General features: G+C 71.4%; 11 protein-coding genes. 10 read left to right on the top strand and 1 reads right to left on the bottom strand.

Going from position 1 to position 24,885, the window contains the following annotated elements; translation table 11 throughout:
* Positions 1 to 4 precede the first annotated feature (4 nt).
* Positions 5 to 778, bottom strand: a complete 774-nt coding sequence (locus AB0J97_RS03645; protein WP_364084008.1) for an alpha/beta hydrolase — start codon at positions 776 to 778, stop codon at positions 5 to 7.
* A 104-nt stretch (positions 779 to 882) separates the two neighbouring features.
* Here AB0J97_RS03645 and AB0J97_RS03650 point away from each other — a divergent pair, with 104 nt between their 5' ends.
* The 10 genes from AB0J97_RS03650 to AB0J97_RS03695 all read left to right on the top strand — a co-directional run bounded on the left by AB0J97_RS03650 (position 883) and on the right by AB0J97_RS03695 (position 24,878).
* Entirely contained in the window at positions 883 to 1,731 is an 849-nt protein-coding gene (locus AB0J97_RS03650; RefSeq protein WP_357702167.1) for a helix-turn-helix transcriptional regulator, read from the top strand.
* A 132-nt stretch (positions 1,732 to 1,863) separates the two neighbouring features.
* On the top strand, positions 1,864 to 2,973 hold the full coding sequence (locus AB0J97_RS03655) for a serine hydrolase domain-containing protein (protein ID WP_364084012.1): 1,110 nt from the start codon (positions 1,864 to 1,866) through the stop codon (positions 2,971 to 2,973).
* Positions 2,974 to 3,131: 158 nt separating this feature from the next.
* Entirely contained in the window at positions 3,132 to 16,259 is a 13,128-nt protein-coding gene (locus AB0J97_RS03660) for a hemopexin repeat-containing protein (RefSeq protein WP_364084015.1), read from the top strand.
* Positions 16,260 to 16,397: 138 nt separating this feature from the next.
* Positions 16,398 to 16,949, top strand: a complete 552-nt coding sequence (locus tag AB0J97_RS03665; protein WP_364084018.1) for a DUF305 domain-containing protein — start codon at positions 16,398 to 16,400, stop codon at positions 16,947 to 16,949.
* A gap of 60 nt (positions 16,950 to 17,009) precedes the next feature.
* Positions 17,010 to 17,705, top strand: a complete 696-nt coding sequence (locus tag AB0J97_RS03670; protein WP_364084021.1) for a FadR/GntR family transcriptional regulator — start codon at positions 17,010 to 17,012, stop codon at positions 17,703 to 17,705.
* A gap of 34 nt (positions 17,706 to 17,739) precedes the next feature.
* Positions 17,740 to 18,990, top strand: coding sequence for an ABC transporter substrate-binding protein (locus AB0J97_RS03675; RefSeq protein WP_364084024.1), 1,251 nt, complete (start codon positions 17,740 to 17,742; stop codon positions 18,988 to 18,990).
* A gap of 31 nt (positions 18,991 to 19,021) precedes the next feature.
* Positions 19,022 to 19,867 carry a sugar ABC transporter permease gene (locus tag AB0J97_RS03680; protein WP_364084027.1) on the top strand — a complete coding sequence of 282 codons (846 nt, stop codon included), beginning with the start codon at positions 19,022 to 19,024 and terminating at the stop codon, positions 19,865 to 19,867.
* Complete coding sequence (locus AB0J97_RS03685) at positions 19,864 to 20,673, top strand: carbohydrate ABC transporter permease (RefSeq protein ID WP_364084029.1); 810 nt, start codon at positions 19,864 to 19,866, stop codon at positions 20,671 to 20,673. The genes AB0J97_RS03680 and AB0J97_RS03685 overlap by 4 nt, the downstream gene beginning before the upstream one ends.
* Positions 20,674 to 23,649 carry a glycoside hydrolase family 38 C-terminal domain-containing protein gene (locus AB0J97_RS03690; protein ID WP_364084032.1) on the top strand — a complete coding sequence of 992 codons (2,976 nt, stop codon included), beginning with the start codon at positions 20,674 to 20,676 and terminating at the stop codon, positions 23,647 to 23,649.
* Positions 23,646 to 24,878 (top strand): enolase C-terminal domain-like protein, encoded by a 1,233-nt coding sequence (locus AB0J97_RS03695; RefSeq protein ID WP_357702185.1) that lies wholly within the window; start codon positions 23,646 to 23,648, stop codon positions 24,876 to 24,878. The genes AB0J97_RS03690 and AB0J97_RS03695 overlap by 4 nt, the downstream gene beginning before the upstream one ends.
* The last annotated feature ends 7 nt before the right edge of the window (positions 24,879 to 24,885 follow it).

Consider the following 24,885-nt stretch of genomic DNA (forward strand, 5'->3'; position numbering starts at 1 on the left):
GGGGTCAGGTGGTGAAGTCGCGGACGAGCTTGACGAAGTCGTCGAGGCGTTCGGCGCTGGAGACGTGGCCGGTGTCGAGTTCGAGGTAGGAGCTGCCGGGGATGGCGGCGTGGAGCTCGCGGGAGTTCTCCACCGGGATCAGGCCGTCATGGGCGGCGCCGACGACCAGCGTGCGGGCCTGGATGCGGGGGAGCAGGTGGCGCAGGTCCACGCGGCGGCCGAGGTCGATCTGGCGCAGGCGGCCGGGGTGCGGCTGGAAGTACGTCGCCCGGCTCTCCAGGTCCTCGGGGCTGAGGGAGTTGAGGTGGCGGCGGCTGAAGGCGGTCAGCATGGAGAAGCGGGCGAAGGCGTCCGGGGTGCCGGCCAGGCTCAGCCAGATCTGCAGAGCGGTGCGGAGGTAGGCGTCCTCGGTGTGGGCCCAGCCTGAGATCGGGATCAGGCGGCGGACCAGTTCGGGACGGGTGGCGGCGAGGGACAGCGCGACCACCGCGCCCAGGGAGAAGCCGAGCAGGTCCACGGGCGCCTTGCCGGAGTGCTCGATGACGGCTGCGAGCTGCCGGGTCAGGCCCTCGACGGTCAGGGGGGCGCCGTCGTCCTGGGCGAGGTCGCTGCCGCCGAGGTCCGGGAGGATCACGGTGTTGCGGTCGGTGAAGTGGCCGGCGACGCCGTCCCAGGTCACCGACCCCGGGCCGGTGCCGTGCAGGAGCACCAGGGCGGGGCCGTCGCCGAGGGTGCGGTAGGCGACGCGGGTTCCGGAGACGGTCAGGTGGTGGGTCATGGACGTCACCGTGCCAGCCGGCGTGCCGGATGAGGAGCGGACCGGACTCCCTAGGACAAGGAGTCCTAGACTGCGATATTTCGTGATGTTGCAGGATGGGGTGCATGGATCGCGAGGAGCTTGCCGATTTCCTTCGCCGCTCGCGGGAGCGGCTGCTGCCCGGCGAGGTGGGGCTGCCGTCGGGGCCGCGCCGCCGTACCCCTGGGCTGCGGCGGGAGGAGGTGGCTCAGCTCGCGGGCATGTCGGCCGACTACCTGATGCGGTTGGAGCAGGCACGCAGCCCGCAGCCGTCCACCCAGTTGCTGGGCGCGCTGGCGCGGGCGCTGCGGCTGACGGGCGACGAACGCGACCACCTCTACCTGCTGGCCGGGCACCGTCCACCGGCCGGGCCGCGGGCGGGCGAGCACGTCAAGCCGAGCCTGCTCTACCTGCTCGACCGCCTCGTCGGCACCCCGGCGCAGGTGCTGAGCGACCTCGGTGACGTGCTGGCGCAGAACGCCATGGCCGAGTCGTTGTTCGGGTGCAGTTGCACGGTCGAGCAGCCCGACCGCAACATCGTGTGGCGCTGGTTCAGCGATCCGCTCAGGCGCGAGGCGTATCCGGAGGAGGAGCACGCCGAGCGCTCCCGTGTGCACGTGGCCGACCTGCGCGCGGCGGTGGTCCGCCGCGGCAACGACGAGCCGGCCCGGGCGCTGGTCGAGCGTCTGCGCCGGGCCAGCCCGGAGTTCGTCTCGCTGTGGGAGCGTCACGAGGTCGCGGTACGCCGCAGCAGCCGCATGCGGATCCGGCATCCGGCCATCGGCGCGATGGAGTTCGACTACGAGGTGCTGCTGGCCCCGGACGAGGACCAGCGGCTGCTGATCTTCGCGCCGCCGCCGGGGTCGAAGACGTTCGAGGCGTTGGAGCTGCTGCGGGTGGTGGGTCCGGAGACCGCGCACCGGAGCCATCGCTAGCCGCCGCCCGGAAAATGCCATGTCAGCGCGCATGTCAGGGCGATGACGGTCCGGCGTCAGGGCGGTCCGGGATGGTTGGTTCATCACCGGTTCGGGGATTGCGGCCCGACAGCTCTGAAAGGCGTATAAATCATGACGAACGACAGCGTTTCCGTGAACAGCCAGGCCGAGCGCCCGGAGCTGCAGAAGATCATCCAGGAGATCGTGGACTCCGGCTTTGTCGGGATGCAGTTGCGCGTGAACGACGAGCGGGGTGAGTGGGTCGGCAGCGCGGGGGTGCGCGAGCTGGGCGATCTCGCCGAGCCGCCCACGAATGGTCGGTTCCGGGTCGGCAGCGTCACCAAGACCTTCACCGCCGCCCTCGCCCTGAGCCTCGTGGCCGACGGCACGATCGCGCTGGACGACCTCGTCGACGACCACCTGCCCGAGTACGGCCTGGACCGCCGGATCACTGTGCGGATGCTGCTCCAGCACACCAGCGGCGTGTTCAACTTCACCGGCGAGTACTACGAGGACGGGACCGTCGTGCCGGGCATCGTCTGGTCGGGCAAGGAGTGGGTGGACGACCGCTTCAGGACCTACCAGCCGGAGGAACTGGTACGGCTCGCGCTGTCCAAGCCCGCCCGCTTCGAGCCGGGGACGGACTGGAGCTACTCCAACACCAACTACGTGCTGGTCAGGCTGCTGATCGAGAAGGTCACCGGCCGGCCGTTCGCCGAGGAGATGCGGCGGCGCGTCCTGGAGCCGCTCGGGCTGAAGGACACCGTCGTGCCGGGCACCGACACGGAGATCGCCGGGCCGCACGCCCACGCCTACTACCGGTACGAGGAGGACGGCCAGGAGAAGACGGTCGACGTCACCCGCCAGAACCCCTCCTGGATCTCCACCGGCGGCGACATGATCTCGACCACCAAGGACCTGCACGCCTTCATCTCCGGCCTGCTGGGCGGCAGGCTGCTGCCGTCCCACCTGCTGGCCGAGATGCGCGACGTCCACCCCAAGGTCGGCTACGGCCTGGGGCTGTTCGTCCAGGACACGGGGACCGGAGGCGGCACCGTCATCACCCACAACGGCGGCATCGCGGGCTCCGCGGCGCTGATGTACAGCACGCCCGACGGCGGCACGACCCTGACCGCCTCGGTGACCTACGTGGACGATGCCGCGATGTCCCAGGCGGCGGCGTTCCAGACGGCCGTGCAGCGGCTGGTCGAGGAGGTCTTCGGCGGGGGAGCGGCCGACTAGACCCCCGAGGACGCCCCCAGGCCCGGGTGGCAGGTGATCGACTGTCCGGTTCCGGACACGGAGGTGGACCTGCCGCCCGGCAGGCGTATTCCTGGAGGGTCGCCTGCCTCTGAGTCCGAGGACCGGCGGGAACACAGGAGCTCCTCAGAGGAGGACACGTGGCCAGGGGCGAATCCATACCGAACTACGAGCAGCTGTTCGACGTCGAACTCGACCACCGGCAAGAGGACGAGGCCCGTACGGTGTTCTCGCCGGGCGCCTACCTCGTGGACCTGCTGGGGCTCATCGAGAACGTCTTCCGGCAGCCGTCCCTGCTCGACCGGGAGCGCCGGCCGGATCTGCGGAAGATCCTGCTCGACGCCGAGAACACGTTCACGGAGTCGCCCTACCTCGACATCGTCGTGGAGGTGCTGGAGAAGCTCGTCGGGCAGGACCCGTACGAGGTGATGCGCGGGCTGGCCTTCCCGTTCTCGATGCCGTTCTCGCTGCGGGAGGAGCGGTTCAGGAACCACCTGGGCCGGTTGCGGCTGGGCCCGGACGAGCTCTACCGCCTCTTCGCCCCGGACGCCGACCCCGGCACGGTGGCCCGGCTGTATCTCGGCCTGTCCCCGGAGGACGTCACCAACGCGACGACGGCCGCGACGAGCGAGACGCAGGTCAAACGCCTCTACGGGCTGCCGGACCAGGACCGGCTGAACGTGCTGGAGAACGTCGGGCGCTTCCGCGAGGCCACCGGGCTGACCGCGCTGGAGCTGCGGGAACTGCTCGTGCAGGCGGAGGACCCGGACCGGCCGCCGGCGAAGTTCTTCGTCAACCTCGGCGGCGCACCGGTGACGATGTCCGAGGACGGCGCCAAGCTGGGCACCGTCGTGGACGGCAGGCCGGGGCCGGTCCCGCCGTACTGGTTCGACCGGGTGAGCAGGCTCGTCCGGCTGGCCCGCAGGACCGGCCTGAGCACCACCGACCTCGACCGCGTGCTCACCTCCTGCTGCGGCGGCGTCCTGGACACGGCCGCGCTGCGGACCCTCGCGGTGGTCGTCCATCTGGCGCGCGGCCACGACCTCGCCGTCGACGACGTGTGCGGGCTCGTCGTGCCGATCCGCCCGACCGGACTGGAGGACCTGCCGCGCGTCTCGGGCGACATCATGGCCCCGCACAACAAGGAGTACCGGCGCAGACTGGCACGTTCCATCGGCACGACGGAGAGCGACCTGGCCGAGGTCGTACGGCGCTACCGGGAACGTTACGACGCGCTGGAGCCGAGCCCGTTCGACCGGGGCGAGATCGGGCTGCCCGCGATCGTGCTGCTCCAGCGGGCCGGGCGGTTCGTCTCGACGCTCGGGATCTCGGCCGGCGAGCTGTTCGACCTGATGGAGGTCCTGGAGAGCGACCCGTCGGTGCTGCGCCACTCCACGTTCTCCGTGCTGGGCACGGTCGAGCCGGGCACCGGCGACTGCCACCGCATCCTGGAGGGTGCCGATCCGGGCTCCTGCCTGTGGCTGGCGCAGACGTTGCAGGCCCTGGCCCGCTGGACGCAGGCCGCCGGGTTCGGCAGCCGCGAGCTGGTCGAGATCCTGGGCGGCCGGTCGGCGGCGCGCGACGACGCGGACCAGGTCGGCGTCCTGGAGAGCCTCAATCAGCGGTTCGGGACGGTCGCCCGCGCGCCCGCCCTGTTCGCCGGCGACCGGTTCGGGGAGCGGGCGGCGCAGGCCGTACACGACATCCTGGGCAGCCACGGGCACGGGGTCGTCTCGGCCCGGGACGATCGGCTGCTCCGGCTCGACCCGGCCGAGGCCGAGGCGGCCGCGTACGACGCGGTGACCGGGCTGGGGGTGATCGTCGCCGACGACTTCACCGGGCTCGGGCTCGGCGAGCGGACGGCCGGGAAGATCTACGCCCAGCTCGTCTTCTGCGGACGGCTGCGCGCCGACGGACGGCTGGTCACCGAGGACATGCCGGTGAGCGACCACGGGCTGCGGCTGGAGCGGGACTTCGAGTCCTTCAGGGAGCCGCTGTTCAAGCTGATCAACAGCGTGTCGAACGGCACCTCGTCGTTCTACCCGTCGGACCTGGCCACGCTCGGCGGCCTGACGGGGGAGCAGCAGGCCGAGCTGTACGACAACCTGATCCACCACGGCTACATCGACGCCGACGGCGCGGTGTCCTCGCCCGGCTTCTTCGCCGACGAGGAGAACGTCGGCCGCCTCCTGCTGAACGCCGGCCTGACCGACGTCGCCCCGGCCGTGCTCGACGAGCTGCGCGCCCGGATCGAGCAGTTCGGCCGGGAGCCGCTGGCGCTCGACCCCGAGATCTTCGCCGGGCGCCGGCTGAACGCCGTCCGGCTGGCCGAGAGCCTGCGCTTCAACGGCTACCTGGACGCGGACGGGAACTACCTGGACAAAGTGGCGCTGGCCGGGCTCAGGATCGACGACTTCGCGCTCGCGCCGGAGTTCTACCCGCACCGGCGGTTCGTCCTGGACGCGATCAGGCAGCAGATCGCGGCGCTGGAGGAGGAGCTGTACACCTTCACCGCCGACGACTTCGCCGACGTCGCGGACGAGGCCGTCGCGCAGCGGGTGCTGGACGCGCTCGACGGCGCCTACCTCCGCGACGGCCGGGTGGCCGCCGACCTGGACGGCCTGACGCTGGGCGACGGGTTCACGGCGGCGGAGACGGCCGTCGTGGCGGCCCGGATCGAGGAGTGCGTACGGGACGAGAAGCCGTACAGGCTGGACATGGAGGCGCTGGGGGAGCTCGGGTTCGACGAGGAGGAGCAGGGGCGGGTGGCCGCGATGCTGGTCGCGGCCGGGCACCTCGACGGCGCGCACGCGGTGCGCCGCGAGGCCCTGGACCGCTTCCGCAACGTCGGGAACGCGCTGGAGTTCACGCTGCCGGGCCTGGAGGACTTCGCCAAGGACGTCTTCTTCCTGCTGCACCCGGTGGCGGTGCGGACCGCGGAGGCGGTCACGGAGATCTCCGCCGCGCTGGAGCGCGGGGCGCGGGCGCAGGAGACGGCGCTGACCTCGGTGCTCGCCGACGGGTTCGGCGTGCCGGAGGCGACGGTCGCGGCGATCTGCGCCGGGGTGGCCGGCAGCCTGCCCGAGGCGCTGGAGGTGCTGGTCCCGCCGGTCCTCGCGGCCGGGGACGAGAGCGGCGAGGTCACCGCCGTGCCCGCCGACCCGCACCTGCGGGCCGTCTACCGGCGCGTCCGGCGCTTCGCGGCGCTGGCCGGGAAGCTCGGCATGGACCCCACCGAGGTCGCCGTCGCCTTCCAGGACCAGGACCTGACCGGCAAGTACCCCGAGCCGCTGGCGCTGCCGCCGAACGTCGAGACCATCGACGCCGTGCTCAGGAGCGGCGACGGGAACATCTACCTGTTCGCGCCCGGCGGCTACTGGGTGTACTCGGGGACCACGTACGAACTGGCCGACCCCCGGCCGAAGCCGCTGATCGAGCTGGCGCCCAGGTTCGCGGAGCTGACCGGCGTGGACGCCGCCTTCGCGCATCCCGGCGGCGCCGAGTGGATCATCGGCCGCGGCCTCGACGGCGCCTCCCACCTGTACGTCAAGGAGCCCGGCAGCATCCGCTGGGCCCCGCGCGACCAGGTGTGGGGCAAGGTCAGGAACAACTTCGACGCCCCGGGGCGGATCGACAGCGCCTTCGTGGACGAGGACGGCCGGACCTATTTGTTCTGCGGCGACCAGTACGTCCGCTACTCGGGCTCGGACTTCTCGGCCGTGGACGAGGGCTACCCGCGCGGCCTCGCGGAGTGGTGGTCGGCGGAGGGCCACGACACCCCGCTGCCCGCGGACTTCCGGGCCTCGCTGGACGCGGCCTTCCAGGACGTGGACGGCCGCACGCACCTGTTCACCGGCGGCCGTCACCTCGACACCGAGCGTGGCGAGCAGCCCGTCTCCGCCCGCTGGGGGCGCGTACGCAACGCCTTCGACGGCGCCGAGCGCGTGGACAGCGCGTTCGTCGGCGGCGACGGCCTGGTCCACCTGCTGCGCGGCAACCAGGTGGTCGCCTACTCCGACAGCCTGGAGAACGACGGCGTACGGGTGGACGACGGCTACCCGAGACGGATCGAGTCCCGCTTCCCCGGCCTGCCCGGCGAGTTCGAGACGGGGATCGAGGCGGCCTTCACCGACTCCGGCGGGCTCGTCCACCTGTTTAAGGACGGCCGGACGATCGCCGCCGGCGACTCCGGCGTGGGCGTGCCGGAACCGACGGCCGAGCGCTGGGGCAAGGTCGCCGATGCGCTGCCCGGCGGCGTGGTGGACTCGGGGCTGACCGGGCTCGACGGCCGGACCTACCTGTTCAGCGGCGAGCGGTACATCAGGTACTCCGGCGCGGACTACTCGGTCGTGGACCTCGGCTACCCGCGCCGCATCGCCGGCGACTGGGGCGGCCTGCGCCGGGTGAACGCCTCCTTCGTCATGGACGGCGGGACGTACCTGTTCGGCGTCGGCGGGCGGCTGTTCGACCTGCCCCTGGCCCAGGCGCCCGAGCTGGACGCCGGGCGGCTGTCGCCCGCGCTGCGCCGCCGGTTCCTGGAGCACGGCCTGTCCTTCGCCGAGGACGCGCGGGCGCGCGGCGCCGCCCCGGAGTGGCACGTGAGCACCGAGCAGGGCGTCGAGGTGACCCTCAGGAGCGACCCGCTGCACATCGAGGCGCACGCGGACGGCGGCGACTTCTACGTCCGCTACTCCACCAGGGACTACACCGTGCCCGACGCCGGCTACCCCAGGCCGGTGTCCGACAACTGGTGGAACCTGCCCGCCACGCTGGCGGCCGACCCGCGCTTCGCGGTGATCGACGCGGTGTTCACCGGGCCGGACGGGCGGACGTTCCTGTTCTCCGGTGACCGGTTCGTCGTGTTCGACAGCAGGCACCGCTGGTGGTCGGAGCCGCGCACGCTGGCCGAGCACTGGGACAGCCTCCCGTTCGGCAGGGTGGACGCGGCCTTCGTCGGCAAGGACGGCAGGACGTACGTGTTCTCCGGCGGCCGGTACGTCCGCTATACGACCGGCGACTACACCGAGATCGACGACCGTTACCCGGCGAACGTCCAGACGTTCTGGGGCAACGTGGTCAGCCGGATCGCCAGGACGGGACGTGTGGACGCCGCCCTGGTCATGGACGCGACCGAGCGCGTGGACGGCGCCGAGGTGACCAGCCGCTACACCTATCTGTTCTCCGGCGACCAGTACGTCCGCTACGCGGGCGACGACCTCACCCACGTCCAGGACGGTTACCCGCGGGCCCTGTCGGCCCTGTCGCGGGAGCCGCGGCTGGCCGGCCTCGACGTCACGCTGGACGGCGTGGACGCGGCCTTCGCCGACCGCCGCAACGTGTACCTGTTCCGCGGCACGAGCTGCCATGTCGTCTCCGACACCCTGTACCGCCGCTACGACGACCTGGCGATCGGCGGCGTGACCTGCGCGTTCGTCGAGGACGGCACGGTGCTCACGCAGGACGCGAACGGCTGGAGCAGGCGTCCGGCGCTGGAGGGGCCGCGGGCCGCCCCGGTGCGGGCCAGGCCGCGGCTGCTGCGGACGGTGCCGGAGGAGTTCAGGACGGGGCTCGACGCGGTGCTGAGCGGCGCGGACGGGCACGCGTACCTGTTCAAGGGGGCGTCCTGCTACAACACCCGGCTGAACAGGGAGTACCCGCTCGCGGACGAGTGGGGACGACCACGTAACACGATTTATCAGGACAACACGGTGGATGCGGCCTTCGTTGGCCGGGACGGGAAGACGTACCTGTTCAGCGGCGACCAGTTCGTCGCCTACACCGACGTGAACCTCGCCATCGACGGCGAGCCGCGCCCGATCGCCGCCCACTGGGGCGGCCTGGAGAACGTCACGCTCGCCTACGTGCGGGCAGGCAGGACCTACCTGTTCGAACGCCCGGACGCCGACGGCGCCCTGCGGTACGTCGTCTACTCGGGCGCCGACTACACCCGGCCCGACGACGGCTACCCGGCGACCGCCGACGAGAGCTTCTGGGACGTCCCCGAGCCCTACCGCGTGCCCGGCCGTCCCGTGCCGGACGCGGTGCTGTTCGAGGGCGACACCATGCTCCTGCTGTTCGGCGAGCGGTTCGTGCAGTTCGACGAGAGGACCCGCGAATGGTCCTACCCGCGGCCCGCCGAGCGCGTCTGGCGCGGGTTCGGCCACGGCCTGGAGCCGGGCGACGCCCTGCGCACGGCCTTCACCGCGCCGGACGGCTCCACGTACTTCTTCTTCGCCGAGCGGTACGCCAGGTACGCCGACCGGGCCTTCGGGCCGCTGGAAGCCGTCCGCGAGCGGTGGGGCAGGTCGCCCAACCCGTTCGTCGCCGACGACGCCACCGCCCGGGTGGACGCCGCCTACGTGCACCGGGGCGAGACGACGTTCCTGTTCTCGGGCGACCACTACGTGCGTTACAGCGGCCCGGAGTACCGCTACGTCGATCCCGGCTACCCCAAGAAGATCATCGGCAACCTGCGGCACGAGGAGGCGTTCGCCAACCTGCCGGAGTCGTTCGACGACGCCATGCAGGACCGGGTGGGGACGCGGATGATCGACGCCGTCGTGGGCAACGACCGGACGGTGCACGTCCTGGCCGGCGGCATCTGCCACGTCGTCTCCCGGGCGGCGGCCGGGGTCGTGGAGCTGGCGGCGCTCGGCCTGGTCAGGAACACCGTCGCCGAACGGGAGAAGGTGGACGCGACCCTGGTCAAGGGCCCGTACACGTACCTGTTCTGCGGCGACCAGTACCTGCGTTACACCGGCACCGAGTACGAGTTCGCCGACGACGGCTACCCCCGCACGATCGACGGCACGCTGGCCGACGAGCTGGGCATCCGCAGGCCCCTGCCCGACGCGTTCGCCGACGGCCTCGACGCGGCCTTCCGCACGCCGGACGGCACGACGTACCTGTTCAAGGGCGCGGAGTACCTGCGCGCCGACGGCACGGCCGCCCCCCGGCCGATCACCGAGCAGTGGGGCAAGGTGCGCAACGCCTTCGCCGAGGGCAAGGTCGTGGACGCCGCCTTCGCCGCCCCCACCGGCGAGCTGTACGCCTTCAGGTCCGGCCAGTACGTCCGCTACCGTTCCGGCGAGCTGGAACACGTCGAGGAGGGCTACCCCCGTACGGTCAAGGACGACTGGGGCGACCTGCCGGCCCGCTTCGAGACCGGCCCCGACGGCGCCTTCGTCTTCGAGGGCCGCACCTACCTGTGCCAGGGCCCGGAGTACGCGCGCTACTCCGCCGGGTACGACGCCGTGGACCGCACCTTCCCGCAGCGCTTCGCCCACCGCTGGTCGGACACGGCCGAGTACCGGCTGAGCGACGTGCACACGATCACCAGGTTCGTGGACCTCGTCCGGTCGCGGCCCGACGGCCTGGCCGCGTTCCTGCTGGACGGCCCGGCCTCGGTGGAGGACCCGTACCGCCGCCTGGCCGAGCTGTTCGGCTGGGACCCCGACGAGATCAGGTGGGCCAGGCGCAACGCGGCGCTGCTCACGCCCGTCACCCCCGAGGAGGAGCGCTTCGAGGTCGAGTTCCTGCTCAGGCTGGTCGACCTGTTCGCGGTCACCGACCGGCTGGGCGGCGCGCCGTCCACGCTGTACGCCGACGTCTGGCGCAACGCGTTCGGCGGCGACCTGGACGCGGCCGCCACGGCCCTGTACGGCCTCGTCGAGCACCTGCACGGCCCGGAGGAGTGGACGGCGCTGTCGGCGGCGATCCACGACGAGCTCAACGTGCTCAAACGCGATGCCCTGGTCACGGTCGCGGCCGGGGCCGGAACCCCGCAGGACCTCTACGACCGTTTCCTGATCGACGTGGAGACGGGTGGCCAGGGCCGCACCTCGCGGGTGCGCGAGGCCATCGCGGCGGCCCAGCTCTACCTGCACCGCTACCTGCTCGGCCTGGAACAGGTCAGCCCGCGCGACGGCGACGACCCGGACGGGCTCCGGCAACGGCTGAAGACCTGGTGGGCCTGGATGCGGAACTACCGCGTCTGGGAGGCCAACAGGAAGGTCTTCCTCTACCCCGAGAACTACCTGCGCCCCGAGCTGCGCACCGCGAAGACCCCCGCCTTCGAGGCCCTGGAGGACGACCTGCTCCAGGGCGAGATCACCCGGGACAAGGTCGAGCGCGCCTACAAGCGCTACCTCGACGAGTACACCGAGGTCTCCAGGCTGGCCGTCGCGGGCGGCTACGTCTACGCCGAGGACGGCGCGGACGCGGGCGTCCGGCGGCTGGTCCTGTTCGGCAGGACCAGGACCGAGCCGCGGCGCTACTACTGCCGAGAGGCCGAGTTCAGGGACGGCGCGAAGCTGTCGGCCACCTGGGAGCCATGGCTCAAGGCGGACGTGCAGATCGAGTCCGAGCGGGTGTACCCGGTGCACGCGTTCGGCCGGGTGTTCGTGTTCTGGCCGGTCGTCGAGACGGTCACGCCGGAGGACCCGTCCGGGACCAAGATCACTGCCAAGCGGACGGGCGAGACGCAGGAGGTCACCGCACCGCCGCCGGCGCATCGGGTGCGGATCTCCTACTCCTTCCGCAACCTCAACCACGAGTGGGTGGCCGCCCAGGTGCTCCCGGTCGAGGAGCGGCGGGACGCGCCGATCACGGACGTGCGCCTCTACGTCCAGGCGTCCGCCGTCGTGCCCGGCGAGAGCGCCGACGCGCACGACTCGATCGTGATCACCTGCTTCTACAAGGTGGACGGCAAGGAGACCCACTCCTCCTTCGCGCTCACCCCCGAGCTGTACGCCGTCCGCGTGGAGGGCGTGCCCGAGCCGCTGCGGGCGTCCCGGCTGGACCGGATCTTCGACGAGCCGGTCGAGGAGTCCAAGGTCGTGCGGCTCACGATGCCGGCGCACGAAGAGCTCGAAAGCGGCGCCTGGCTGAGCGTGGACCACAAGGGCGGCAGCTTCCTGTGCCGTCCGGTCAGCCCGCCCGGCGGCGACGTCAGACCTCAGCCGCTCAGTGCGAACACCGACAGGCTGCCCACCGGCTGGAACCCGATCGACGCCGCGTTCGAGCTGCCCGACGGCACCCGCTACTTCTTCAACAACGCCAACCGCTTCTACGTCGAGGTCGGCCCCGACCGCCCGGACGCCACCCGGCTGAGCAGGCTGCCGGTCGCCGGCCGCTGGGGCCACGTGTCCACCCAGCTGTACGAGTCGGGCGTCGTGGACGCGGCCCTGGTGCGCGGCGAGCAGACGTACCTGTTCGCCGGGCCCGTCTACTACCGCTACTCGGGCCCGCCGTTCGGCCTGCCGGACGAGGGCTACCCGAAGCAGCTCGCCACCAACGACGAGCGCCTGCCCAGCTGGCCGAAGGTGGACGCGGCCGGGACGCTGCCCGACGGCAAGGAGTACTTCTTCTCCCGCGACCTCGGCTACGTCGACTCGTCCTCGCTGGACACGCCGCGCAAGCTGCCCTGGACGCCGCCCGGCGGGGCCAGGGTGGACACGATCCTGCTGCGCGACAAGGCGTTCGTCTTCTCCGGCGACCAGTACTTCCGCTTCTCCCCGGACGGCGGCCTGGACAAGGGGTATCCGCGCCCGCTGGCCAAGAACACCGACGGCCTGCCGCAGTCCGGCCGGGTCGGGGCCGCCTTCGTGCTCGGCGAGGGCGCCTGGTTCTTCGACAACGCGGCCAGGACGTACGTCTCCATCACCTCCAAGGACCGCAAGGAGTACACGCAGAGTGGCCCGTACCCGACCAGGGACCTGGGCAAGGCCGGGACGCTGGTCACCCGGCAGGGCGTGGACGCGGCCTACGTGGCGGGCGGCCGGTTGTACCTGGCCAGGGGCCTGGAGTACGTCCGCTACACGCTGAACGGCGGCACGATCCCCGACGTGGCCGACCGCGGCCACCCCAAGCCCATGGACCAGGCGGTCCGGGCCGTCTTCACCCGCGCCGGCCGCCGGTACGTCCTGTCCGGCACCGACTACGCCGTCCTTGAGTCCGGGCGGGAGCTGGGCGACGACCTGGTCTTCTCCCCGGTCGCCGGCAACTGGGGCGGGCTGCCCGACGGCTGGCAGGCCCGGCTGACCGGCGTCCTGGACAGCCGGGACCTCTTCCTGTTCCTCGGCGCCGAGTACGTCAGGTACGCCCCCGAGCGCCCCTACGAGGTCGCCTCGCTGCCGCACGAGATCGTCCGGCTCACGTCGAGCACGGCGTACCGGCTGAACAAGGCGCTGCTGACCGGCGGGGTGGCCGAGCTGCTCGCGCCGCGCACCCAGGAGATCGACGAGCTGCCCGCCTTCAGCGAGACCGTCTCCGGGCCGACCACGATCAAGGTCGGCCCGCAGGTGGTCGCGCAGGGCTACCCGACCAGCTCGCACCTGGACTTCCAGAGCGGCAACGGCATCTACTACTGGGAGGTCTTCTTCCACGCCACCGTGCTCATCGCCCAGGCGCTCAACGGCGCCCAGCGCTTCGACGAGGCCCGCACCTGGTACGAGTACGTCTTCGACCCCACCCAGCCGCGGTACTGGCGGTTCCTGCCGTTCCTGTCGGCGGACGTCAAGGCGCTGGTCACCGGCTGCCGCGAGGACCTGCGGGAGATCGGCGCGGAGGCCGACAAGGTGGCCGGGGCGCTGAACCCGATCCTGCGCGCGCTGGAGGCGCTGGCCCCGGCGTACCAGGCGCACGACCTGTCCGCGGACGAGGAGGGCTACCTGACCGGACTCGCCTCGGACGGGCTGCGGGAGGTCGAGCGCGCGCTGGCCGCCACCGGCGTCCCGGCACGGGCCCGCCGCGCGCTGGACGGCCTCGGCGAGAAGGTCGCCATGATCGGCCGGCTGCGCCGCCAGTACGACCTGGCGGGCGACTGGGACACGATGATCCGGACGTACATGGACGACCCGTTCGACCCGCACGCCATCGCGGACCTGCGTCCGGCGGCCCACCGGCGGGCGGTCGTGATGGCCTACGTCGACAACCTGCTGGACTGGGGCGACCTGCTCTTCCGCCAGTACACCGGCGAGAGCCTGGACGAGGCCAGGATGCTCTACATCTTCGCCCACGACCTGCTCGGCCCGCGGCCGGAGGACCTCGGGCCGCGGGCGGTCACGCCGGCGCGCGGCTACGAGGAGCTGACCGCCGCCGAGCCGCCCCTGCCGGCCGGGAACGGCGTCCTCGCCGAGCTGACGGCGGGCGGGGCGCTGCTGAAGGGGCCGGGCGAGGTGCACGGCGGCATCGGCAACCCCTACTTCCACGTCCCGGGCAACAGCGTGTTCCTGGACTACTGGACCCGGGTCGAGGACCGGCTGCGCAAGATCAGGGCCTCGCTCGACATCATGGGGATCAGCCGTCCCGTGCCGTTGTTCGAGCCGCCCGCCGACGTGATGGCGCTGGTCAGGGGCGTGGCCGGCGGGGCTTCGCCCGACCAGCTCGCCCTGGCCGCCGCCGTGCCGGTGCCGCACTACCGGTTCTCCTTCACCTTCCGCAGGGCGCAGGAGCTGGTGGACAAGCTGCGGCAGTTCGCCGGCGACCTGCTCAACGTGCTGGAGCGGCGCGACGCCGAGGAGCTGGCGCTGCTGCAGAACAGGCAGGAGGGCACGATCCTCGGGCTCACCCGCGCGATCAAGGAGGCGCAGGTCCAGATCGCCACCGAGGGCCTTCTCGAACTCCAGGTGGGCCGGAAGAGCGCCGAGGAGCGGGCGCGCTACTACGAGGGCCTGATCGCCGGCGGCATGTCCCCGCTCCAGGAGGCCCAGATCGACGTCATGACCAGGGCCGCGGTCGCGCACTTCGTGGGGGCGGGGCTCAAGGTCGGCGCGGCGGTCGCCGCCGCCCTGCCGCAGGTCCTGATCGGCCCGTTCATCATCGGCACCGAGGAGGGCGGCATCCAGGTCGCCGACGCGCTGAACACCGGCGCCGACGTCGCGACGACCACGGCGGAGGGGCTCAGCGTGCTCGGCGAGCTGTTCGGCGTCCGGGCCGAGCAGGAGCGCATGGCCCAGGACTGGGCCTTCCAGTTCGCGGTCGCGCGGGCCGACGTGGCGCAGCTCGACCACCAGGTGGCCGGCGCCGAGCTCCAGGTCAAGGTGGCCCAGCGGGAGCTGGAGGTGCTCAGGCAGGAGATCGCCGACACCGAGGCGGTCGGCGCGTTCATGACGAACAAGTTCGCCAACGCGCAGCTCTACCAGTGGATGTCGGGGCGGTTGTCCGGGATGTACTTCCAGACGTACAACCTGGCCTACGAGATGGCACGTGCCGCGCAGCGGGCCTTCCAGTACGAACGCGGCGTGCCGGAGGGCGAGGCCGACCACATCCGGCCGGCGTACTGGGAGAGCCGGCGCAACGGGCTGCTGGCGGGCGAGAGCCTGTCGGTCGACCTGGAACGGCTCGGCCAGGCGTACCTGGAGAGCGACGCACGCGGCCTGGAGATCACCAAGAAGGTGTCGCTGCTGGCCCTCGACCCGCTGGCCGCGCTGAACCTGCGCACGACCGGGCGGTGCGAGTTCGCGCTCACCGAGCCGCTGTTCGACCGCGACTTCCCGGGGCACTACCGGCGGCGCATCAGGACGTTGTCGGTCACCTTCGAGGGGGCGCAGGCGCCGATCGGGCTCAACGCCACGCTCACGCAGCTCGACAGCAAGATCGTGCTCAGCCCCGACCCCAAGGCCGTCAAGTACCTGATCGACCCGAAGGGCCCGATGCCCGGCACGCTGCGGGCCAACTGGCGGGCCGGGCAGCAGATCGCGCTGTCGGACCTGGAGGAGTACAAGGACAACAACGGCCTGTTCGAGCTGCGCTTCGACGACGACCGCTACCTGCCCTTCGAGGGCACGGGCGCGGTTTCCCGGTGGCGGCTGGAGCTCCCGGCCGGCGGCGCGCCCGCCCTGCGGGACGTGACGATCACCGTCAAGTACGCCGCCGAGCAAGGGGGCGAGCTGTTCGCCAACGCGGTGAAGGGCATGCTCAAGCCGTACCCGGCGGCCCGGTTCGTGGACGTCGCCACCGAGTTCCCCGAGCGGTGGGCGGCGTTCACGGAGGGCTCCGAGGACGTCCTGACGCTGCCGTTCACGGCCGGCATGTTCCCGGGCATGATCGGGCGGCAGATCACCGGCGTCTACGCGGCGTACCCGCCGGGGACGTCCGCGCGGCTGCTGATCAACGGCGACCGGCGGCTGGCGCTCGACGACGGCAAGCTGCTGCCCACCCCCGGCCTGCTGGTGGGCGGGCCGGGGTGGCCGCTCGCCGTGGAGGGCGACCGGACGACCATCGGCGGCGTCGGCCTGGTCCTGACCTACCGCGCGGGCGTCCGGTGACCGTCCGGGGTGAGCGCTGAGGAGGGAAGGCGGGACGTCCGCGCCGGGCGTCCCGCGTCCTTGACAGGGGCCCTTGCGCGCCCCGGGGAAATCGTCTAACTCTTAGGAAGGTTTCCTTTTTAATGGAAGGCGCGCAGAGTGGCCGCTACCCCCCGATCCGGCGCCCTGAAGCTCGTCCTGGCGGCCCTGGGCCTCCTGCTGGCCACCGCCTGCGGGGCTGCCGGGGCCCAGGCACCTCCGGTGAACGCCCAGGACGTGATGTTCGTGCAGATGATGGTCCAGCACCACCGCCAGGGCATCGAGATCGCCAAGCTGGGCAGCGAACGGGCCACCACCGACCAGCTCCGCATCCTGGTGGCCGCCGTGGCCAGCACGCAGCAGGACGAGGTCGAGATGATGCTGCGCTGGCTGTACGCCTGGGAGCAGCCGCTCACCGCCGCCACCGGCGCCCACGACCACCACGGCGGCATGCCGGAGACCGACCGCAGGCAGATCAGGGCGCTGAAGAAGTCGAAGTCCTTCGAGCACGACCTGATGACCCTGCTGATCGCGCACCAGGGCGCCGCGATCAAGATGGCGGACACCGAGGTGGCCTCCGGGGCCGATCCGGCGGTCAAGGAGTGGGCGGCGCAGGTCCAGGCGTCCCGAAAGGCGCAGATCGACCTGATGAAGGACCTGCTCAACCGCTGAGCCGGGGAAATCGCCGGTCAGCATAGACGTGCGTCGGATTAAGTGATTAGATCACTTGATATGTCCGAGGTTGCGCGGCCGACGCTTTCCGACGCTCTGACCGAGCGCATGCTGGAGCTCATCCGTAGTGGGGGGCACCGGCCGGGCGACAGGCTGCCCTCCACCAGGGAGCTCTCCCAGCGTTTCGCCGTCACCACCCCGACGTTGCGCGAAGCGCTGCGCAGGCTGGAGGCCACCGGGGCCATCGAGCTGCGGCACGGCTCGGGCATCTACGTCGGCGCCGACATCGAGCGGCTCGTGCTGCCCAACCCCAACATGCGCGACATGCACGTCGCCCAGCTCCTCGAACTGCTCGGCGCGCGGATCGTGATCGAGCCGCCGCTGGCCGCCATGGCCGCCGAGCAGGCCGAGGGCGCGGAGCTGGCCGCGCTCAAGCAGGTGCTCGACCAGGCGGGCCGGCACCTGCGCGGCGAGGACGCCGAGCTGCACGAGGCCAACATGTCCTTCCACCGGGCGACCGCGCGGATGGCGGGCAACAGCGTCCTGCACGAGGTGGTCGACTCGCTGCTCACCGTCCACGGGGCGGAGCAGCGGGAGATCCTGCAGATCTTCGACGACCGGCGCCGTGACTACGAGGAGCACCTGGCCATCCTGGAGGCCATCGAAGCGCGCGACGCCGCCGAGGCGCAGGCGCGCATGCGGGCCCATCTGGTCGACGTGCGGACCGTCGTCGAGCAGAGGTTGCCCTCTAGATAGAGCAAGTCCCCCCGAAAGAGCAAGGAGGCCGGCCATGTTCCGGTCACGTGTGGCCACGCTGGGCGTGGCGGCGCTGGTCCTGACCGCCTGCGGCGGAAACAGCGCCGAGGCGCCGAAGAAGAAGACCGAACTGTCGCTCTACAACGACAAGGGCGCCTGGACGAAATACTTCGACGAGATGGGCGCCCTGTCCAAGCAGCAGATCGGCCTGGGCATGAAGCCGACGGGGTACACCGACTCCGCCCAGTACCAGGCCTTCATCAAGGCGTCCTTCCGCACGAACGTGAAGCCTGACCTGTTCACCTGGCAGACCGGGGGGATGCTGGAGGAGATCGTCAAGCAGAAGCAGGTGGCCGACACCACGGCCGTCTGGCAGGAGGCGATCAAAGCGGGAGACCTGTCGCAGGACCTCGCGCCCTACTACACGATCGGCGGCAAGCAGTACTGCGTGCCGATGAACGTCGCCTACTGGGGCATGTTCTACAACAAGAAGATCTTCGACAAGTACGGCCTGAAGCCCCCGCAGACCTGGGACGAGCTGGTGCAGGGCGCCGAGACCCTGAAGAAGAACGGCGTCAAGGCCTTCTACCACACCAGCGTGCTGTTCTCCTTCGTCTGGTTCGAGCAGCTCATGGCCGGCTCCGACCCCGACCTGTACGACCGCCTGTCCACGGGCCAGGCCAAGTACACCGACCCGGGGGTGGTCCAGGTGATGGAGAAGTGGAAGTCGCTCATCGACGCCGGATATTTCATGAACCCGGGTGACAAGACCGACCCCGGGGACGTCCTGAAGAACGGCAAGGCGGCGATGGTCTCCTTCGGCACCTGGTTCAACACCAGCATGACGCAGCGCGACCTGAAGTCCGGCACCGACTACGGATTCTTCGTCATCCCCAACGTCAACCCCGCGCTGCCGAAGACCTCGATGATCTTCGAGAGCGGGCCGCTGTGCTCACTCGCCAAGGGGGACGACCCCGACTCCAACCTGAAGTACCTCAAGTGGTGGACCACCGCCGACGCCCAGAAGAAGTGGGCCTCCACCAGGGGCGACGTGAGCGCCAACCCGAAGGTCGAGATCGCCGACGAGGCGCTCGGCACGGTCACCAAGGACGCGGGCGGCGGCAAGTACCGCCTGGTCAACCGCTACTTCGAGGCCACGCCGCCCCCGGTGCTGACCGCCGCGCTCGACGGCTTCGGCAAGTTCGTCACCGAGCCCGGGACGTACAAGGAAGTGCTGGAGACCATCCAGAAGGCCGCCGACGAGTACTGGAGCACCCACCAGTGAGCGGGGGAACGCCGTCGCGCGGAGCGAGGCCATGAGCGCGCGGACGCCGATGCTCGGCCGGTTCAGGCACGGCTACGTGGCGCCCGCGGCCGTGCTGGTCGCGGGGCTGCTCTACGCACCGTTCCTGTGGACGGCCTACCTGAGCCTCACCCGGTACGACGGCCTGGAGTCCCCGGCGTGGATCGGCCTGCGCAACTTCGTCAAGCTGCTGGACGACCCCGCGCTGCTCACCTCGACCCGCAACACCCTCATCTGGGTGGCCGGCACGATGGTGCTCCCGGTCGGGCTCGGCCTGCTGGTCGCGGTGCTGTCCTACGACATCAAGGGGGGCGCCTGGTACCGGGTGCCGTTCATGCTGCCGTACGCGCTGAGCGGCGCGGGCCTGGCCATGGTGTGGAGCCCGGTGCTGTCCCATGACGGCATCGCCAACCGGCTGCTCGGCGTGGACACCGCGTTCCTCCAGGTCGCGCCGCACAACACGCTGGCCATGCTGCTGGTGTGGACCTGGCAGCAGCTCGGCGTGAACACGCTGCTGTTCGTCGTCGGCCTCCAGTCCATCCCCAAGGAGCCGATCGAGGCCGCCCGCCTGGACGGCGCCTCCGGCTGGCGGCTGTTCCGGCACGTGATCTGGCCGCTGATGCGCCCGCTGACGGCGGTCGTGGTCGGGCTGGCGCTGGTGGCGAGCCTGAAGACGTTCGACATCGTGTGGGTGCTGACGCAGGGCGGCCCGGGACGCAACTCCGAGACGCTGGCGGTGACCATGTACCGCGACACGTTCGTGGCCAGTGACTACGGCTACGGCTCGGCCGTCGCGGTGATGCTCACCGTGGTCACCGGGCTGGCCTCCTACCTCTACCTGAGGAGGCAGGTGCGATGATCCGGCGGACCGTGCTCATCGTGCTCGGGCTGATCTGGCTCGGGCCGACCTACCTGCTCCTCGTCAACGCGTCCAGGCCGGCGGCCTCGTACGACCCGGGCAGCGCGTGGGTGCCGTCCGGCGACTTCGCGCTGCTGGACAACTTCGGCCGCGCCCTGGACAGCGCCGACCTGACCGCCAGCCTGGGCAGCACCGCCCTCTACGCGGTCGTCTCGCCGCTGCTCGGCGTGGTGATCGGGGCGCTGGCCGGCTACACGATCGTGGTGCTGCGGCTGCGCCACGGGTTCTGGTGGTTCCTGCTGATCTTCGGCGGCACGATCTTCCCGTCGCAGATGCTGCTCGTGCCGCTGTTCGTCGGCTACAGCGACGCCGGCCTGTACGACAGCAGGCTCGGCATGATCCTCATCTACACCGCCGTCAACGTGCCGCTGGCCGCGTTCGTGCTGCGCAACTTCTACACGGGCGTCGCGTTCTCGATCTTCGAGGCGGCCCGCATGGACGGCGCGTCCACGTGGCGCGTCTTCTGGCGCATCTACCTGCCGATCTCGCTCAGCGCGCTGACGGCGGTGTTCATCCTGGAGTTCACCTTCATCTGGAACGACCTCATCTTCGGCCTGACGCTGACGCAGACCGAGAGCGTCCGGCCGGTCATGACCGCACTGGCCGGACTGATGACCGACGTCTACGCCGGCACGCCGGTCCCCGTCGGCCTGGCGGCGGGCCTGGTGGTCTCGTTGCCGACGGTCGTGTTGTTCCTGGCAACCCAGCGCCTCTTCGCACGGGGCCTGTCCCTAGGGAGTGTTTAGATGACGAGCCGGTTGCTGCAGCGGAGCCTGGGTAGCCCCGACTACGACGGGATCAGGCAGGCGCTGCGCAACGACACCTCGACCCCGGTGATCAGTGTGCGCGGGCTGGAGGTGCGGGTCGCGGTGCTGCCGCTGTTCACGCACGACGGCCGCCAGGCGGTCAGGGTGTCGAGCACGCAACCCCTGACCCACGTGCTGGTGGGCGTCGACAGCGCCTCGGGCACGGACGTGACGCTGCTGGTGCCCGAGGTGGACGCGCCGCGCACGCTCACCCTGGAGTGCCGCGACGACGCCGGCGTGGTCGGCAGCGCGCAGGTCACGGTCACCCCGCAGCGCAAGTGGAGCGTGTTCGTCGTGCACCACTCGCACCTGGACATCGGCTACACCGACCCGCAGGGCACGGTGCTCCGCCACCACCTCGACTACCTCGACGCGGCCGTGCGGCTGGCCGAGGAGACCGCCTCCTGGCCGGACGACGCCAAGTTCCGCTGGACGGTCGAGTCGTCGATGCCCGCGCTCAGATGGCTCGACGCCCGGCCCGCCGGGCAGGTCGAGTCGTTCGCCGCGCTGGCCAGGGCGGGCGTGATCGAGGTGACCGCGCTGCCGTTCCAGCTCCACACCGAGGCGTGCTCGACCGAGGAGCTCTACCGCCAGCTCCGCTTCACCGCGCAGCTCCAGGACCGGTACGGCTTCGCCACCAGGTCGGCCATGCACACCGACGTGCCGGGCGCGGTCGTCGGCCTGGTGGACGCGCTCAACGCCTCCGGCGTGCGCTACCTGGCCGCCGCGCACAACTGGGCCGGGCGGTCGGTGCCGTACCTGCACGGGGGCGACAAGCTGACCAGGCCGTTCCGGTGGCGGGCGCCCAGCGGGAACGAGCTGCTCGTGTGGTTCACCGACACGCCGCACGGGATGGCGTACATGGAGGGCAACACGGTCGGGCTGACCGACTCCTACGAGCTGGCCGACGACCTGCTGCCGCGCTACCTGTCGGCGCTGGCCACGCGGGGCTACCCGTACGGGCCCGGCACGTTCGGCTGGCAGGGGCCGGACGCGCCGCGCGAGCCGTACGAGCTGGACGTGCTGCACCTGCGGGTCCAGGGCGCGCACGCCGACAACGCCGGGCCGTCGATCGTGCCCGCCTCGATCGCCCGCAAGTGGAACGAGACGTGGGCCTGGCCGCGCCTGCGCTCGGCGGTCAACAGCGACTTCTTCGAGCACGTCGAGGAGCGCTACCACGACCGCCTGGCCGTGCACGAGGGCGACTGGACCGACTGGTGGGCCGACGGGCTCGGCTCGGGCGCCCGCCCGCTCGGCTACGTCCGCCGCGCGCAGTCGGCCCTGCGCGTCGCCGAGACCCTGCACACGATCGCCGGCGCGGACGCCACGGACCAGATCGACGAGGCGTACGACAAGGTCGCCCTGTTCAACGAGCACACCTGGGGCGCGGCCAACCCGTGGGAGGACGCCGAGGAGGCCGGCGACTCCGGCGGCCTGCAGTGGACCCGCAAGTCGTCGGGCGCCTACCAGGCCCAGGACGACGCCTCCGACCTGCTGCATGCCGCCACCCGCCGCTTCGCCGCCGCCCTCTCGACCCCGGACGCGGAAGGCGCCGCCCTGCCTGACGCGGACGCGGAAGGCGCGGCCCTGGCCGCCTTCGCCGTCTTCAACCCCGGCACCCGGGCGCGGACCGACGTGGTCCGCGCGTTCCTGCCGCGTGACGTGGTGGCCGTGGACGTGCCGATCGCGCTGGTCGACTCCCGGACCGGGCAGACCGTGCCGCACCACGAGGAGTACGTCGATCCCGACGACTGGCCGACCCGCCCGATCGGCCGGCACGTCCACGCGGTCGTGGCCGACGTACCCGGCTTCGGCTACGCGCGGCTCGACGTCGTGCGGGGCCGGAGCCAGGCCCCCGAGCCGGTCGAGCCGGACCTGGACGGCGTCATCGAGAACGAGTTCTACCGGGTCGCCTACGACGTCCGTGAGGGCCACATCAGCTCGATCTTCGACAAGTCCGCCGGCCGCGAGCTGGTCAACGGTGACGCCGCCGCCGGTTTCGGCCAGTACGTCTACGACCGCTACGCCACCGCCCCGCACTTCAACCACCTGTCGGGACACGTCGGGGCGCACGACAGGACGCTCCTCGGCGACCGGGCCGTCGCCCGCCACGCCACGATCGTCAAGGCCCAGCGCACGGCGGTCGGCGAGAGGCTGGTCGTCGAGCTCCAGGGCAAGGGCGTCGACTGGCTGCGCACCACGATCGAGCTGCACCGGGGCGTCCCGAGGCTCGACCTGACCTACCAGCTCGCCAAGCAGGGCACCCCGGCCAAGGAAGCGGTCTTCCTGGCCTTCCCGTTCGCCACGGGCCCGGCCACCGCCTGGGAGCTGACCGGCGGCGTCGGCGGCCCCGACGTGCCGCGCGTCCCGGGGTCGGCCGAATACATGCTGCCGATCAGGCACTGGATCGCCTTCGAGGACCCCGAGCTGACCGTCGCCTGGGCCACCCTGGAAGCGCCGCTGGTGCAGCTCGGCACCATCCACATGCCGTACGCGCCGTTCCCGCCCACGCTCGACCAGGAGGACGGCACGGTCTACTCCTGGGCGCTCAACAACATCTGGGACACCAATTTCCCGGCCCAGCAGCAGGGCGAGACCACCTTCCGGTACGCCGTCACGTCGGCGGCCGGCGTCAAGGGCAGCAGGCTGGGCGCGGCGGCGGCCTCGGGGCTGACCGAGCCGTTCGTCGGCGCGCTGATCACCGGCCAACCCGGCGCCACCGAGACCTACGCCTCGGTGGACCACCCCGACGTGCTGATCACCTCGATCGGCCGGCTGGACGGGGAGCAAGTGGTCCGGCTGCAGTCGCTGGCCGCCGAGCCGGTGACGGCGACGGTCACGATGCCGGGACGGGACGCGGTCGAGGTCCGGCTGCCCGCCTGCGGGGTCGCCGTCGTCGGAGGGAAGCGCGCGTGAAGATCGTTGACATCCGGGCCACGACGGTCGCCGTCCCGCTGGAGGCGCCGCTGCGGCACAGCAACGGCGCCCACTGGGGGCGGTTCGTCCGCACGATCGTCGAGGTCGAGGCCGACAACGGGCTGGTCGGCCTGGGGGAGATGGGCGGCGGCGGCGAGAGCGCCGAGTCGGCCTTCCGCGCGCTCGTCCCGTACCTGAAGGGGCACAACCCCTTCGAGCTGGAGGCGCTCCGCTTCAAGATCGCCAACCCGACCGCCTCGCTCTACAACAACCGCACCCAGCTCCTGGCCGCCGTCGAGTTCGCCTGCCTCGACCTCGTCGGGCAGCACCTCGGCGTGCCCGCCCACGACCTGCTGGGCGGGCGGCTGCGGGACGCCGTCCCGTTCGCCTCCTACCTGTTCTTCCGGTACGCCGCCGAAGGCCACCCGGAGATCCGCACCCCCGGCCAGCTCGTCGAGCACGCCGCCCACCTGAAGGAGGCGCACGGGTTCACCGTGCACAAGCTCAAGGGCGGCGTGTTCCCGCCGGACCACGAGCTGGAGTGCTACCGGGCGCTGGCCGAGGCGTTCCCCGCCGACCGGCTCAGGTACGACCCCAACGCCGTGCTGTCGGTGGCCGAGGGGCTGCGCTTCGGCCGGGCCATCGAGGGGCTGAACAACGACTACCTGGAGGACCCCGTCTGGGGGCTGGAAGGGCTCAGGGCCGTTCGGGAGCAGGTCAGGGTGCCCCTCGCCACCAACACGGTGGTCGTCAACTTCGAGCAGCTCGCCTCCAACGTGCTGCGCAGGGCCGCCGACGTGGTGCTGCTGGACACGACGTTCTGGGGCGGGGTGCGGCCGTGCGTGAAGGCGGCGGGGGTGTGCGACACGTTCCAGGTCGGGGTGGCCGTGCACTCCTCGGGTGAGCTGGGCATCCAGCTCGCGACCATGCTGCACCTCGGCGCGGTGCTGCCGAACCTCACCTACGCCGCCGACGCCCACTACCACCAGCTGCGCGACGACGTGATCGAGGGCGGCAAGCTGCCGTACGCGGACGGCGCCATCGCCGTGCCCTCCGGCCCGGGGCTCGGGGTGCGCCTCGACCCCGATCGTGTGGCCCGCTACGCCGAGTTCTACCGGGAGACCGGCGGCTACCCCTACGACCGCGACCCGGGCCGGCCGGGCTGGTACGCCACCGTCCCGAACGAACGTTTCGCCGACCCCGCGATCTCCGTGGACGTTGCCCCATAATTGGCCG

The organism is Nonomuraea sp. NPDC049607 (genome assembly GCF_040675375.1).
Classification (GTDB): Bacteria; Actinomycetota; Actinomycetes; order Streptosporangiales; family Streptosporangiaceae; genus Nonomuraea.

Bases quoted from the DNA above. Each gene is read 5' to 3' on its own strand.
- AB0J97_RS03645 (WP_364084008.1), bottom strand. From the start codon at position 778: ATGACCCACCACCTGACCGTCTCCGGAACCCGCGTCGCCTACCGCACC.
- AB0J97_RS03650 (WP_357702167.1), top strand. From the start codon at position 883: ATGGATCGCGAGGAGCTTGCCGATTTCCTTCGCCGCTCGCGGGAGCGG.
- AB0J97_RS03655 (WP_364084012.1), top strand. From the start codon at position 1,864: ATGACGAACGACAGCGTTTCCGTGAACAGCCAGGCCGAGCGCCCGGAG.
- AB0J97_RS03670 (WP_364084021.1), top strand. From the start codon at position 17,010: ATGTCCGAGGTTGCGCGGCCGACGCTTTCCGACGCTCTGACCGAGCGC.
- AB0J97_RS03675 (WP_364084024.1), top strand. From the start codon at position 17,740: ATGTTCCGGTCACGTGTGGCCACGCTGGGCGTGGCGGCGCTGGTCCTG.
- AB0J97_RS03680 (WP_364084027.1), top strand. From the start codon at position 19,022: ATGAGCGCGCGGACGCCGATGCTCGGCCGGTTCAGGCACGGCTACGTG.
- AB0J97_RS03685 (WP_364084029.1), top strand. From the start codon at position 19,864: ATGATCCGGCGGACCGTGCTCATCGTGCTCGGGCTGATCTGGCTCGGG.
- AB0J97_RS03690 (WP_364084032.1), top strand. From the start codon at position 20,674: ATGACGAGCCGGTTGCTGCAGCGGAGCCTGGGTAGCCCCGACTACGAC.